The sequence below is a fragment of the Komagataeibacter kakiaceti JCM 25156 genome (assembly GCF_000613305.1).
This window is the reverse complement of sequence record NZ_BAIO01000023.1, coordinates 1-14,832: the sequence shown is the minus strand read 5'-3', so window position 1 is coordinate 14,832 and position 14,832 is coordinate 1. Positions and strand designations below refer to the sequence as shown.

The window sequence follows — 14,832 nt, the reverse complement described above, 5'->3', positions numbered from 1 at the left end:
CCCACCGCCGCCGGCCGCGCAATGGCCGCGGCACGCGCCGTTCACTCCGCGGGTCGAGATTGGCGGTGGGTTCATCCAGAATCAGCACCTGCGGGTTGCGCAACAGCACGCGGGCCAATGCCAGACGCTGCACCTGCCCACCCGACAGGCCCGCACCGCGCTCACCCACCGGAGTATCAAACCCCTGCGGCAGGGCCTCGATAAAGGACAGGGCATCGGCCTGCTCCGCGGCGGCACGCAGGGTGTCCATATCCGCCATCGGGTCGGCCAGGCGCAGGTTTTCGGCAATGGTGCCATGGACCAGCCGGGACTGCTGGGGCACCCAGCCAATCCTGTCCTGCCAGCGGGCATGCGCCACGCCACATGCATCCACGGCAATGACACGCCCCCGCATGGGGCGCAGCAACCCCAGCAGCAGCCGGATCAGGGTGGTTTTACCCACGCCACTTTCGCCCGTTACAACCGTCAGAACATTCCGCCTGAACGTACAGCCTGCGTGCGACAGCACCGGCGCATCCGCCTGATATCCGGCCGTAACATCTTCACAGCTTATGGAGACCAGCGGTGCGCCGACCGTGCTGCCCCGCGCATCGGGCCGGATGGCGGTTACTGGCAGGGCAAAAAGCTGACTGATGCCCGCATGGCGGCTGTTGCATTCTGGCGCGCATGATAGCTGGCCGAGAATGCGCGGAGCGGCATGAAATATTCCGGCGCAAGCAGCAGGACCAGAAAAGCCGACTGGAAATCCGCCTTCCCGTCCAGCAGGCGCGCGCCGAACACGACGGCCACCAGCGCAATGGACAGGCTGGCGAAAAATTCCAGCACGGCCGATGTCAGGAATGCCACTTTCATGACCGACATGGTGGTGATGCGATATTCATCGGCCATGCCCGCCACGGCGGCCACCGCATCCCGCGCGCGACCGAACAGCCGCAGCGTGGTCAGCCCCTGCAATGTATCGAGAAAGGCGGACCCCAGAAGCAGGAGCTGCGTCCACTGCCGGTCCATGATCACCTGGGCACGATACCCCACCAGCGCCATGAAAACGGGAACAAGCGGCCCCGTGCATGCAAGGATGATGAAACTCCATACATCCAGATTCAGGACCATGCCCAGCACCAGCAGCGGCAGGACCACCATCATGGCGGCACGCGGTACATATTGTGCAAAATAGGCTTCCAGCGCGGCAACGCCATCGCCCAGTACCGTGACCATCTGGCCGGTCGCCTGCCCGGCCAGACCAACCGGGCCGACATGGAACAGGTGACGCAGCAGTTCGCCACGTATGGCTGTGGCCAGCTGCAGGCTGCCTTCGTTTGCCACCATATCGGCCGCCCATTGCAGTAGCGCGCGCCCGGCCAGCAGGGCCACCAGCATTGCCAGCCCGGCAGACTCATCGGAAACGGCGCGGCCATGGAATGCAAGATCCGACACGATACGCGCCAGCACAGCCAGTTGCAGCACCAGCATGACCGCCGCCGCCCCACCAAGCACAACAGCCGCACCAAGCCAGAGGCCGATGCGCCGCGTAAAACCCATGAGCGTTCTGTTGCCGGGAGAATCCATGACCACTTTCACACCATTCGTCCGTCCATATCAGGACAGATAATTACATATTTTATGAATATGTTATTAAGTTAATTATGTAATCTTTTGATGTCAAGAAGGAACAGGCCGGTCTTCTTTGAAAGCCCTCAAAACAGCCGGACGAAGTGAGATCGGGAGCCGCCATTCATTAATGCGCCCTTACAAACGGACCAGCGACCGACAGCCCGGTTGGCGCACTACCACTGTCCGGGGAGGATATATTACATTGCAAATTCAATGATCTTATAGCGAAGACCGGCACAAATTCAGCCAAACGAGAAACAGTGACACCCCTCACAAACCCCCGCAGACCGCCAAGCGCAAGCGCGCCCTGCACAACCCAAGCACTGAAATCCAGAACCACACCGCCAATGCGCCGCACAGCCGAACGGAACACCCCTTGCCCCAAGGAAGCCTCCTTGACGAAATGAGAATCTTTAGTTACATTTATACATAAGATATGTATAAGATAAATTATCAGGGTCAGGGAGGAAGCGGGCATGCAGTCCCCTACGGTTCACAGCCAACCTTTGCCAGTGATCGGGACATTCCCTGATGGGCAAATGTCTCTGCCAATCCCGAAACCCATGATCCGCTCAACCAGAATGAACCCGAATGGAAAAGCACTACAAAAACTGAACGGGCATTCGACAGCCCCGTGCAATGACAATGTGTCGGAAAGGATCGTCATGACACGCCCCATGCCCTCCCTACAGTCCACATACGTTGTAGCCGTATGTCAGAACTGGAAGGCAGCGGCATGGAAGACATACGCGCACCATTAAACATCCCGCAAATATCAGGCTGTTACTGTTTTATGTTCAGAAAAGGATTTATTTCGTGAAAGAATTCGCCCGCGCCCTTACACCTATGTTCTCTATTGCGCCGCAAATGACCGTATCCGACATCAACAAGGCGGCTGCCGATGGATTCAAAAGTATCCTTTGCGCCCGTCCTGATAGTGAACCGGGAGATCATGCGCCTTGCAAGGAAATCGAGCAGGCCGCCTTTTGTCTGGGGCTCGATTTTACGGCCATCCCGGTGCAGGCGGGGCATCTGCCGGATGCCGATGCCGTAGCCCGCATGCGCATGGCCCTCAGGCGCATGCCCGGCCCCGTTCTGGGATATTGCCGCTCCGGCACACGGGCCGCACAGTTATGGGCAATGGCTCAGGTCGGCACCCTACCGGATGCAGAGATACTGGAGGCGGGGCGTAAGGCTGGCATTGACCTTTCCGCCGCCGTTGCCGCAGCTTCAAGGCCAGATACAGGCGCCTGATCCATGCTGTTCCGGGGCTATTATGTGCCGTAATGGTCAGGTGTACGCCTGGCTCTCATGCAAAATGGAAGCGCCATTTTAAGGCCAGCCAGTCTTGAATGACAGGACGGGCTGCATAATTACCTGTAAAGAGCACGATGCAGCCCGCCTTTTCTGATCAGGTCCAGAGGGTGTTATGTTCCTTGAACGCAAGTAGCGGCATGTCTGAGCATGAAGCATGCGAAAGTTGAGGCATAGCGCCCGTAATCCTTGACGGGCCTGCGGCAGCGGGTGGCGCGTGCGAAAGATCGCTCGACGACCTCAACGTGGACCCATGCTGTCCCGGCAGGCTTTTCGGCCGTATAATCCCGGTCGACATAAACCAGTTCAACGCTCTCGCCCGTCGCATCCTGAATGACAACGGCGAGACGTCCGACCTCCGCACGATCATCCCGACTGGCTGGCGTCACATGCAGGACCAGCAGATGCCGTTTTGATTCCTTTTTGCGTTTGCCCCCATCATATCCGGCACGTGGTCCGCTTTCCGGTGTTGAACGCAAGACCATCTTTTCGAGAATAGCTGCCGTTGGCTCCGCCTTGTAGCCAGAGGCGATACGCCGCACGGCACAAAGATCAGCATCAAAACAGCCCGCTCCCCATCCAGCGACAGGAAAGTCGCCCGGCATGGCGCGCCAGCGCAATCCCGTAGCGGATCATGGAACGCAACCCATTGAACAGTTCGCGCAATACATGATGCCGTGATTCCACATCCTCGCACAATCAGGACCAGATGCGGGACGAACAGAATCCATTCCTCGCCTGATACGTCAGAAGGAATACGATTTGCGTGCAGGCATCATCCCTTGCTCACTGCACCAGTCAGGTACGAAAGTACATCACGTCCTCTATGCCATATTCTCCATCCTGTGCCTGTCATCCGGGATTTTCTCTCAGGTGTCCGTTCAGGCCCGATGAAAAGAAGGAGCGGTCATACTTATTCGTAGCCTGTCCTAACCAAACCCGCTCTCTTCAGCCCCTCTTTGCCACAACCTTCGCCGCATACAGCGATCCAGATTCCATAAGAGACTGCCTGAAACAGGCCAATCCACGAAATCCTTGTACCCATAAGGAAGTTTTGGATGAAACTTTTTTCAAAAAGCTTCAGGGGGACCGTCGCCTTTTTGAAAAGGCGGACCCAAAAACTTTTATTGTTTTTTATCAATCAGTTGTTTTCAAACATCCTCCAAAGCAAGTCATGAACCGGAATCGAATGATTACCTATGCGGTTATTCGGTTCTCTATTCCATATGAATACAATATTTCGTGATTGTTACGAATCTGTGACAATGACGCAACATGTCGTCCTCGAAACGATATGGCATCTATTTTTTCCTCGATAATCATCGCGCCCCGTCAATATCGTAACTCGACAGAAGAATCGCGGGGCATCATGAACAGACGAACTTCTTTCCTAATTACGACTATCTGCTCTTTTGTTTCTTTCGGAGCAGTCGCCGCCACACCTAATGGTGATTCTGTAACCGAGGAACAGAAACCAGAAAAAAACACGACAATCCGCGCACGTCGTGCAACGACACCGCAAAATCATACGCGTGCTGCGCAGAACCTGAAGCAGGAAAATACCAACGGCGTGAACAGTTCCGGTGTAGAAACAATAAATGTTTCGACCGGCACACACGCAGTCAATCGAAAGGCGCGGGACAGCATGAGTCCCGTCTCGGTTGTCAGTGCGGCAACCCTGCGCCGGTCGGGACAGATGAACCTGGCCGACGCCCTGACCCGCACCTATGCCTCAATCAATGTCAGCACAATGGGGGCCGATGCGGGCGCCCTGACCTCCGCCATTCGCATGCGTGGTCTGAACCCGAACGAAGTGCTGGTACTCGTGGATGGCAAGCGCCGGCATACAACCGCCAATCTTTATGCTGATTCAGGACCGGATTCAGGCTCGACCCCGGTTGACCTGAATATGATTCCGGCCAACGCCATTGATCATATCGAAGTGCTGGAAGATGGCGCGGCCGCCATGTATGGCTCCGATGCGATTGCCGGTGTGGTCAACATCATTACCAAGAAACAGGATCACGGCCTGAACCTGAGCGGCCAGACCGGCGCGAATGCCTATAACGGTGATGGCTGGGGCTATCAGCTCAATGCCGATGGCGGCATGAAGCTGGGGCAGGATGGTTTCCTGCATATCAGCGGCCAGATGTACCATACGGACCACTTCGTAGCCAACAACGCACGGGACCATCGCCTGCTTGGTTCCCAGCCCGCCGACGCCAGCAGCGCGACCTATACTGGTGTCAATGCAGGGAATATTTCAGACCGCTCCAACAAGATCATGAGCACGCCGGAAGAAACGCGTGAAAACCTGGCGATTGAATGGGGCAAGCAGTTTACGCCCGGAATCAACTTCTATGGCTGATCACCTACGCCCATCGTCATGCGGAATCTTATGAGAACTACCGGACTCCCACCGTAGGTGGCTCCTGCGATGCCTGCGCCGCCATCGCGCCCTATGGTTTCTCACCGCTGGAAACAATGGAAGAAAACGATTTTGCCGCGACATTGGGCCTGAAGGGCGATAACTTCATGGGCTTCAATTGGGATATCAGCTCCACCTATGGTGAAGATATCGACAAGATCGGCAACAAGAATACCCTGAATACATCCTATGTTGCCGATTACGGCTCCAGCCCCCGTAAGGCGCGGGCTGAAAGTTACAGCATGGTGCAATGGACCAACAATGTCGATTTCCGTCGTCGTTTCAAGATCGGGGACGTCGTTCCGATGACGCTCGCTTTTGGCGCTGAAGAACGGATGGAATCCTACAACATTACCGCAGGTAATCCCGTTTCCTACATGGGGGGTGGAACGCAGGGTTATGCCGGCATCTCTCCGGGTTCGGCTGGCACATGGTACCGTGACATCTGGGCGTGGTACCTGGATGGTGATTTCCACCTGACCAAGAAGTGGGAACTGGATTTTGCCGGGCGGCTGGAGCATTACACCGACGTGGGCAATACGGAAAACGGCAAGATTTCTACACGTTACAACTTCAACAAACGTATCGCCATCCGTGGCACCATCAGCACGGGCTTCCGTGCCCCGACATTGGCTGAATCCCATTTCAGCGCCGTCAATGTTTCACCCACGGGCGCCAGCGGCCTGCTTGCCGCTGATTCCTCTGCGGCCCAGGCCATTGGCGCGACCAAACTGAAGCCCGAGCGTTCAACCAGCGTCAGCGGTGGTATCGTGCTGGAGCCGGTCGACGGTTTCCACGTGGAAGCCGACGTCTACCAGATCAATATGCGTGACCGCATCGTTCAGGATACGAATTTCGGCGGCTCTACCCCTTACGGCAATACGACGCAGGGCGAGGTCGCGGCGCAGGCCATTGCCCAGCTGGCTTCCCTGCCAACCGGCTTTACCGGTTACAACGATGTTTACGCCGACTATTTCACGAATGGCGCCAGCACCCGCACACAGGGTGTGGACATCAAGGCGGATTACATGTTCCGCTTCCATCAATACGGCAATCTGCTGCTATCGATGTCGATTGACCTCAACCGTACCCGCCTGCACCATAACGGCGCGGATCTGAATCTTTCGGACATCGCGGCAATCACAACCGATTATCCGCGCAGCAAGATTATCCTGAACGCTTATTATACCTACCAGAACTGGGATTTTAACATCCGTCAGACCCGCTATGGCCAGACCAGCGACATGATGCAATATCAGGACTGGGGTCCTGCGGCCCTGCAGTACTCCAACAACGCCCTGCAGCAGTTCATCAATACGCCACATTGGCTAACGGATATTGAAATTGGCTTCCGTTTCAAGAAGAACTGGCACATGGCGGTCGGCGCCAATAACGTATTCAACGTGCGTCCACGCATGGTCCCGCAGGCGCTCAATGCATTGGGCGCCATGCCATATGATGAGGATTCCGCCCAGATCCCCATGTATGGCGGGTATTATTATGGCCGTCTCAACGCCAACTTCTGATCCTCTCCAACAGTTGAAGTCCGGATACCCGTGGCTGATGCCATGGGTATTTTACTGATGATGGACATAAGCCCTGCCGCTTTCTGCGGCAGGCCCCTCATATCCGCTTACATTGTTCCCGGCCCAAATCCGTCCGGGCAATGAAGCCAGGCTCATTATGGTTGTTGTTATGGGAATTTTCTGGTGACAAATGCTCATCCGCGCAAAGCGCCCACGCGCAGGCAACTTTTAACCCGCATTGGCACACTCGCCGGTAGTGCCGCCCTGTATCAGGCCATGACTTCCATGGGACACGCGCAGGGCACTGATTTTACATCTCCCCCCGTCCTGTCTGGTACGAAGCCCGGCACACGTGTGCTGGTTCTGGGGGCGGGACTTGCGGGCATGCTTGCCGCTTATGAACTGCGCAAGGCAGGCTATCATGTGCAGGTTCTGGAATTCCAGAACCGGGCCGGTGGCCGCAATATCAGCCTGCGTGGGGGCGATACCGTAACCGAACTGGGTGGTGCGACCCAGAAGGTCGGCTTCGCATCCGGCAATTACACCAATCCCGGTCCCTGGCGTATTCCCTACCATCACCAGGGATTGCTGCATTACTGCCGCGAATTCGGGGTGGAACTGGAACCATTTGTGGAACTGAACCACAATTCATGCTCCATTCGAGCCGGGCGTTTGATGGCAAACCGGTCCGGTACCGGGAATTCGCCTCGGATTTCCATGGCTTTACGGCGGAACTGCTGGGCAAGGCGATTGACCAGCACAAGCTTGATGACATGATCTCGGCCGATGAACATGAACATGTCATGACCGCCATGCGGCAGTGGGGCAGTCTCGATACCAGGCTGAATTACACCAGGGGCACCATCAGTTCCGAAACCCGTGGCTACGAAAAGGCACCGGGTGGCGGCATAAATGGCGCGCCCGTTCCGTCCGCGCCATTTGCCCGCACGGATGTCATGCGCTCCGGCCTGTGGACGTGGCTTGCCTTCCATGAACGTCTCGACATGCAGACCACCATGTTCCAGCCGGTGGGTGGCATGGACATGATCGGCAAGGGCTTCAACCGGCAGGTGCATGACCTGATTACGCTGAACTGCAAGGTCACCGCGATCCATCAGGACGACAAGGGTGTAAAGGTTACCTATAACGATATGGCCCATGGCGGCGCCGTGCGTGAGGCGCAGGCCGATTACTGCGTATGCACCATCCGCTTCCCATCCTGTCGCAACTCGATGTGCAGGTCGGTGCGCCGCTCAAATCCGCGATCATGGCCGTGCCCTATGCCTCCTCCGTCAAGCTGGGGCTGGAATTCAAGCGTCGGTTCTGGGAGGAGGACGAACAGATTTACGGTGGCATCAGCTTTACTGACCAGCCGATCAGCCAGATTTCCTATCCCAGCCATGGCTATTTCTCCCGCGGGCCCGCGGTGCTGCTGGGGGGTACATGTTCGGTCCGGCAGCGTACGATTTTGCAGGCATGACTCCGCAAGAGCGGATCGAACATGCCCTGGCACAGGGTGAGGTCATCCACAGGCAGTACCGCAAGGAGTTCTCCAACGGGGTCAGTTTTGCATGGAGCCGTGTGCCCTGGGTCATGGGGTGCTGCTCGATGTGGAATGAGCAGACCCGCAAGAGCCATTACAAGGCCCTGTGTACGATGGATAACCGCGTCGTACTGGCTGGCGAACATGCCTCCTATGTAGGTTGCTGGCAGGAAGGGGCCATCCTTTCCGCGCTGGATGCCATAACCCAACTGCACCGGCGCGCGCAGGGAGCCAGCTAATGCGCAAGATCCTTTTCATATCCGTTTTTGCCGCCCTGCCACTTCTGGTCCATTCCGATCCCGCGCAGGCGGATAGCGCCAGTTCGATTGTCGGTGAGGTCCAGCCCCTGAACACGGGCGAGGACGTATATCGTCATGTCTGCCAGGGTTGTCACATGCCCGATGGCAAGGGAGCGACCGGGGCTGGCGCGCAGTTCCCGGCCTTTGCCGGCAATACCAAACTGCAGAGCGGTGCCTATCCGGTCTATGTAATCATGAACGGATATGGCGGCATGCCATGGTTTTCAGGTACGCTGAAAGATGACCAGATTGCCAATGTGGTGAATTACATCCGCACGCATTTTGGCAATCATTACACGGATGCCATAACACCGGCCGATGTCGCCGCCCAGCGACCCGCCGCACCACCGCAGGAGCAGTAAGCAGATGTTCGACCTTAAAAAGACAGTTGCGGGCCTCATCATCATAACGGGCATGGTAGGGGCGCTTCCTGCCTGTGCGGATGATGGCGTTGTGCGCCATTCCGAAGGGCGGTTCCCCATTGCCTCCGCCATCGAGGTTCCGGCCGGGGCAAACACCATCTACCTCAGCGGCATGGGTGCGCCGGTACAGGACAGGAAAGCGGATCCGCATAACATTGCCGCCTATGGGGACACGCAGGCGCAGACCTTTGCGACCCTGCAGCGTATTCAGGATGAACTGAAAAAATTGGGTCTGGGCATGGGCGACGTAGTGCAGATGCACATCTACATGGCCGATGACCCTGGGCTGGGCAAGCTGGATTTTGATGGCATGATGAAAGCCTATACCCAGTTTTTCGGCACGGCAAAACAGCCGAACCTGCCGGTCCGTTCCGCTGTTGGTGTTGCGCATCTGGCCAATCCGGGCTGGCTGGTAGAAATCGAGGTCACCGCTGTACGTATGCCTACGAAGTAACACACGGTCATGGCCCCTGCTCATCTGCGGCGCAAATTTCCATCCGGCCACGCAAAGGAACGTGGTTATGCCGCTGGCAGGAAGATCACCGGTCGCAAGCGGTACATTGCCGTCGATACGGATGGCCGACGGCTTCTGGTCGGACCTGGATAATACGGGAGAACAGATGATCCCGGATGCCATCCGTAAACGCTGGCCGTGGATGAAGCATCCGTTCGCAGATGAGGCCTATGATCGCCTGCAGTTGATGGACAGGACCACTTTTTCCAAATTCACGGCCGAGATCATCCGTAAATTTCCAAAAGGGCTCCCGAAGGACGGTTTTCACTACGAAAAGGGAGACTTGCGGAGAACGATCGCGTTGGCAACACCGATGGCGGAAAGCACCCCGGCAATACTCTCATGGCCGCCCGTGCCTTTACCGAAATATACACAGGCTGCCATGTCACCAGCAGAACACCAAGATCAAGCGCGATCTGGAGCAACGAAGAAACAAAATCGTCCCGAACGCCCGATTGAAAACAGGATGACAGAAGATGGAGGGAATTCGGGCGCAAAGATAGAACCCATGCAGAATCACGACAGGCAGGGGCAAACCGAAAGCGACAGGACGCTTTACAATCAGTATCCTCGCACGAAAACGCAGGGAGACGTCTTCCATCTCCCTGTGCCCGGACCACACACATCGGTAAAATGTCTGTCTGGGCATCAAACGTATCTGTTATGCCGGAAACAGGAGCACGGGCGTTTCAGGAGAATTTTTCTCCAACCATTTCCTCGCTTTTTGCCCACAGCGCCTCGGCGTGCGCAGGATTGAGCGCGTAGGCCCGCACACCTTCACTGACCAGACTGATCGGCTGGTCATCGGGCACGACCGGGCTTACGTGGCAGTCTTCACAGTAATGGCCGCCGACCGCGTCAGCAGCCCCCACTACACCTGCCCAAACTGCCGTGGCCGCCCCCTGTGGAATGGTCTTGAACTGGAACGGCGGTTTGCCTTCAGCCGCAGCCTGTTCATTGATCCGCGCCACCATCGCCTCAATGCCGCCTGCTGGCATGTAACGTGTCAGTTCGGTCAAGATCCCCCCCGGATGCACCGCTGTTGCGCGCACGCCGCGCGTGCGATGCCGTGCATCAAAGGCGACGGCAAACAGGATGTTGGCTGTCTTGGACCGCCCATAGGCGATGAACGGATCATACGCCGTATGCTCGAAATTCGGGTCTTTCAGGTCAACATCCGCAAAACGATGTCCGGCCGAGGACACGTTCACCAACCGTGCGCCGGTGCGCATCAATCCCGCGATCCGATTGACGAGGACGAAGTGCCCCAGATGATTGGTGCCGAACTGCGTTTCGAACCCGTCCTTGGTATGACCGAACGGCGTAGCATCACACCCGCATTGGCGATCACCAGATCGAACGGAAGCCCGGTTGCGTTCAACTGATCGGCGCAGGCGCGGACACTGGCAAGATCAGCCAGGTCCAGGGCGACCAGTTCGAAGCTTCCGCCCCCACGCGCCGCATCCGCACGGACCTGCGTGGTGGCATGCTCTGCTTTTTCCAGATTGCGCGCGGCCCCCACCACATGGGCACCATGGGCAGCAAGGGCACGCGCGGTTTCAACGCCCAGACCGGCGGAGACGCCGGTTACAAGAACACGTTTGCCCTTCAGCGATACGCTGGAGAGGACATCTTCCGTTGTCGAGCTTGCGCCAAAAGTCTGTGTCATGGGGGAAACTCCCTGAAAGGATGCATCCGTTTTTTGCCGAAATGGCATTAAGGATGTTATATGGAGTGTAGCTCCGCTTGATATATGCGGAGGATTGCTCCGCTTAGCAAGAGGAAAACCGGTGACCGACGAAAAAAAGCCGCGCCGCCGACCACGCAGCGATGGACAGCGCAACAGGGAAACTCTCCTGAAAGTAGCCAAGGCCGCGTTCACGGCAGGGGAAGTCGATATCCCTCTGGATGAAGTCGCCCGCCATGCTGGCGTCGGAATCGGAACGCTTTACCGCCATTTTCCCAATCGCGATGCGCTGATCGAGGCGGTCTATCGCGCCGAACTGGACCGCCTTGCCGACGCCGCACCGGTCCTTGCCGCCCAATACCCGCCGGTAGAGGCGCTGCGTGCATGGATGCGGCTGTTCGTGGATTACATCGCCGCCAAGCAGGTCATCGCCCCTGCCCTCAATGGACTGGTCGGAGGAACGAGCGCACTTTATGCCCAGTCCGGCACGGTTCTCCAGAACGCGATCGACGGACTTGTGGCGGCTGCCGTCGCGAATGGCGACATCAATGCGGATATCGAACCACTCGACCTGCTCCGTGCCCTCGCGGGCGTTTCGAACTATGCGGCTGGCCCCGGTTGGGAAACCAGTGCGAAACGCCTGATCGATATTCTCATTGCCGGATCACGGGCATTAGCATTGTAATACATGAAGAGTATGATCGAGCATAAAATCAGGGTAGTTCAGACCCGACGTATCGTCATGCGCTATGACAGGACGAGGAAGTCTTGCCCCGCCTGTTCGCCATATCCCCTATCAAGCCAATGAGACGCTTGGCGTTCTGTCAAGGATGTTCTGCCCTGCTGATCTGTGGAGTATCTGCCAAGACTGCGTGAATCTATGCTAGCAGCCTGTCGGGTTGGCCATTTTGAGGGTCATAAGGCCGAGGCTAACCCGGTTCATGCTACCTGAAGCCGTGCCATTCTTTTGCAGTTATATGCGAGTGCGACGAGGGTCCATTCGGTCGTGACCTTTGCAAGGCCACGCAAGCTGAATCTTCTGAATCCCATAATGCTTTTGATAATTCCAAAGACCGGCTCGACGGTCTGTTTGCGTTGTCTGTAAAGATCTCCGGCTTCTGTGATTTCCGGCCTGTCCTTCATGGCGCGCCGCCAGGGTTCGGTTATCCGGCGTGGCTCCCTTTCTTCGGGCCGGGGCCGGGAATCGTAAGGTCGGCGGGCACAGGGCCGTTCAATGGTGGCCAGAGGATCAATGCCCCTTTTCCGCAGTTTCCGGATCGCCTGTCCGCCAGCGTAACCGGTGCCGGCGAGCACCGTCTCCGGGAGACCGGTCAAACGGGATGAAGCTGTTCATCATACCACCTTACAACCTTCCCCCTTCACAGGGTAATCTAACCCGGCAGGCTGCCAGCACTACAGTTGCATTTTATGACGTGAATGAGCATGGATTTTCAGTCATCAGTGTCGCAATGTACGGTTTTCGCCTTCGCTACGACAGATTCAAGTGTTGCGAAAGCCGAGGGAACGGGAACGCTTTCAGCCGGGGAAGACGGAGAACGCGCATAAGCCGGACATAATGTGAGAGAGAGTGCCAATATGAGGAAACGCCATCACATAGGTTTACTCCGAATAGAACTTGAACTCCCGTTCTGGAACATTGTAAATACGCACGCGCCTCCAGTCTTTTGCCCAACGTAGAACATAATTCCAGGTTGGTCTTCCACTTCGGTCTCGAACGCCATCGACTGCTTCCAGTCCACCGCCGATGTCAAATCCATGAAAATTCGTATCTCTTTCTTTTGGCATTCTGAGCGGTGAATAGAAAAGAATCGCGCCATGGCTGCTATGAACCGGAATAAGATGGGCGTGCTTTAGGCTCAGGTAATGGTGTTAGCACTACATTTGCAGTTCATTTTGTTCTTCAATTGCTCATAGAACCAATGTTGGCAGGAAGGCTCGAATTTCAGGCGGTTTACGTCGTGAAAGGCCCTAAATTCTTTACCTTTTCGGCCCGGAAAACGAATTGCAACTGTAGTGTTAGATCCTGTCTGGAAAATCATGGATGAGCGTTTCTGCGCATGAGACTGACCCCCATGCAACGAGAATCATGGCCTTTGATACGTCGATGCGACGCTCGTAATCCCAGCCCAGACGCCGCCATCTGGTCATCCAGCCGAAGGTTCGTTCTACGACCTATCGGCGCGGCAGCACCTCAAAGCCTCTGGCACCCTCGCGACGGCGGATGATCTCAAGGACGAAGTCGAGATAAGCCGCCTTGTCCATGAGCCTGAGCCGATCGTAGACGCCATCGGCGAACAGGTGTTCACCCAGGGCCAGCATTTGCAGCTAGTATCCAGGATCATCTGGACACCTGCACTGCCCGAGATATCGACAGAGGTAAGATTGATCATCAACAGGCGTCCGTCCGTATTGACGGCAATGTGGCGATTGCGGCCGACGACCTTCTTGCCAGCGTCGTAACCTCTTGTTTTCGCGTGAAGCGCCTTGATGCTCTGGCTGTCGATCACCGCTACCGTAGGTCTGGTGTCGCGGCCTGCCTGAGCCCGGTCCATCATCAGTTCCACGTCATGGATGGTCTGGAACAGGAAGCGTCGAGCCAGTTCGCGAAACCAGCCGTAAACAGTCCGCCAGTGCCCGAAGTGGATCGGCAGCATCCGCCAGCCACAGCCTGAACGCACCAGATAGCGCACCGCGTTGATCACCTCGCGGAACTCAATTTCGCGCGGCCTTCCACGCCGTCCGGGGTGCGGCATCAAAGGCGCGATCCGCTCCCATTCCTCGTCCGTCATGTCAGACGGATAGCGTTTCGTCTTGCGGGTGATCCTGGCCATCCGGCCCCTCTGCTCTGGCGTCCACATCCAAAGCTTGAATCATATCTCGCCGATGTTCCAAACAGGTTCTTAGACCCAAGCACCAACAGAAGCTGCGTGCGCCAACATGGCTATAGTCAGGGGCTTAGGATTTGCCTTAGGACGCTTTCTATTCAGAAAGCCGAATAGCAGTGCGCCTATGATTCCTTCACCCTCTTCTGGGAAATATTTTTCGAAATCAAAATTTTGAGCGCTTACATCAAAGCGCTCAAAATAACGGCACATGAGCTTCTCAGCGTCATCGCTGTGCATACGAAGATCGCCTCGCAGTGTCGTATTTTCTGTCAATTCGCGGGGTTTCGGGCCGGGAACTTGCTCAGAGATAAATGACAAGATTTCAGATAGTGCGTCTTCGTAAGATTTTACCATGCTATTTAATCCTCCGGCTTGACCAAAGTGTTATAGCGCCTAACTGATTTCAATAACGTCCTTCGTCATGACGACATAGCCAACGAATGGGATGGTTCAGCCTACCCATGCTCCTTGTAGCGCGCCAACAGGTTTGGAACTGCGGGACAGAAGAAATGGAAAGGGCGGAGCACAGAACCGTCCCGCGCGTTCGTGGCCGCGTGGACGGACAGGCAGGAAGCTGGGTTT

General features: G+C 56.5%; 7 protein-coding genes and 7 pseudogenes. 7 read left to right on the top strand and 7 right to left on the bottom strand.

Annotation, left to right across the window (positions count from 1 at the left end; genetic code table 11):
• Both JCM25156_RS30645 and JCM25156_RS30640 read right to left on the bottom strand, forming a co-directional pair.
• Positions 1 to 442, bottom strand: a 442-nt coding sequence (locus tag JCM25156_RS30645; RefSeq protein WP_242402449.1) for an ATP-binding cassette domain-containing protein, incomplete at its 3' end; no start/stop codon positions are given.
• Positions 443 to 606: 164 nt separating this feature from the next.
• Complete coding sequence (locus JCM25156_RS30640; protein WP_242402448.1) at positions 607 to 1,566, bottom strand: ABC transporter transmembrane domain-containing protein; 960 nt, start codon at positions 1,564 to 1,566, stop codon at positions 607 to 609.
• An 861-nt stretch (positions 1,567 to 2,427) separates the two neighbouring features.
• Between JCM25156_RS30640 and JCM25156_RS21200 the strand changes: the two genes are divergently transcribed.
• Positions 2,428 to 2,865, top strand: a complete 438-nt coding sequence (locus JCM25156_RS21200) for a protein tyrosine phosphatase family protein (RefSeq protein ID WP_025812168.1) — start codon at positions 2,428 to 2,430, stop codon at positions 2,863 to 2,865.
• A 173-nt stretch (positions 2,866 to 3,038) separates the two neighbouring features.
• Here JCM25156_RS21200 and JCM25156_RS21195 read toward each other — a convergent pair.
• Positions 3,039 to 3,697 (bottom strand): annotated as a pseudogene (locus tag JCM25156_RS21195) (IS5/IS1182 family transposase).
• 873 nt (positions 3,698 to 4,570) lie between these two features.
• On the opposite strand from JCM25156_RS21195, the pseudogene JCM25156_RS21190 reads away from it, so the two are divergent.
• From JCM25156_RS21190 to JCM25156_RS27640, 5 genes and pseudogenes are all read left to right on the top strand, one after another.
• Positions 4,571 to 6,879: pseudogene (locus tag JCM25156_RS21190) on the top strand (TonB-dependent receptor plug domain-containing protein).
• Positions 6,880 to 7,062: 183 nt separating this feature from the next.
• Positions 7,063 to 8,661 (top strand): annotated as a pseudogene (locus JCM25156_RS21185) (flavin monoamine oxidase family protein).
• Positions 8,661 to 9,083, top strand: coding sequence for a c-type cytochrome (locus JCM25156_RS03490; protein ID WP_025812162.1), 423 nt, complete (start codon positions 8,661 to 8,663; stop codon positions 9,081 to 9,083). Before JCM25156_RS21185 ends, JCM25156_RS03490 begins: the two are co-directional and overlap by 1 nt.
• Before the next feature lie 4 nt (positions 9,084 to 9,087).
• On the top strand, positions 9,088 to 9,597 hold the full coding sequence (locus JCM25156_RS03485) for a RidA family protein (protein ID WP_025812161.1): 510 nt from the start codon (positions 9,088 to 9,090) through the stop codon (positions 9,595 to 9,597).
• 48 nt (positions 9,598 to 9,645) lie between these two features.
• Positions 9,646 to 9,995 (top strand): annotated as a pseudogene (locus JCM25156_RS27640) (IS5/IS1182 family transposase); the annotation flags it as partial.
• A gap of 351 nt (positions 9,996 to 10,346) precedes the next feature.
• Here the strand turns inward: JCM25156_RS27640 and JCM25156_RS32345 are convergent.
• Positions 10,347 to 11,326, bottom strand: a pseudogene (locus JCM25156_RS32345) (SDR family NAD(P)-dependent oxidoreductase).
• 121 nt (positions 11,327 to 11,447) lie between these two features.
• Between JCM25156_RS32345 and JCM25156_RS03475 the strand changes: the two are divergent.
• Positions 11,448 to 12,029 carry a TetR/AcrR family transcriptional regulator gene (locus JCM25156_RS03475; RefSeq protein ID WP_025812160.1) on the top strand — a complete coding sequence of 194 codons (582 nt, stop codon included), beginning with the start codon at positions 11,448 to 11,450 and terminating at the stop codon, positions 12,027 to 12,029.
• A gap of 254 nt (positions 12,030 to 12,283) precedes the next feature.
• On the opposite strand, the pseudogene JCM25156_RS30625 reads toward JCM25156_RS03475, so the two are convergent.
• From JCM25156_RS30625 to JCM25156_RS03455, 3 genes and pseudogenes are all read right to left on the bottom strand, one after another.
• Positions 12,284 to 12,673 (bottom strand): annotated as a pseudogene (locus tag JCM25156_RS30625) (transposase); the annotation flags it as partial.
• A 727-nt stretch (positions 12,674 to 13,400) separates the two neighbouring features.
• Positions 13,401 to 14,223, bottom strand: a pseudogene (locus JCM25156_RS21175) (IS5 family transposase).
• A gap of 42 nt (positions 14,224 to 14,265) precedes the next feature.
• On the bottom strand, positions 14,266 to 14,604 hold the full coding sequence (locus JCM25156_RS03455; protein WP_025812157.1) for a DUF1493 family protein: 339 nt from the start codon (positions 14,602 to 14,604) through the stop codon (positions 14,266 to 14,268).
• Between the last annotated feature and the right edge of the window lie 228 nt (positions 14,605 to 14,832).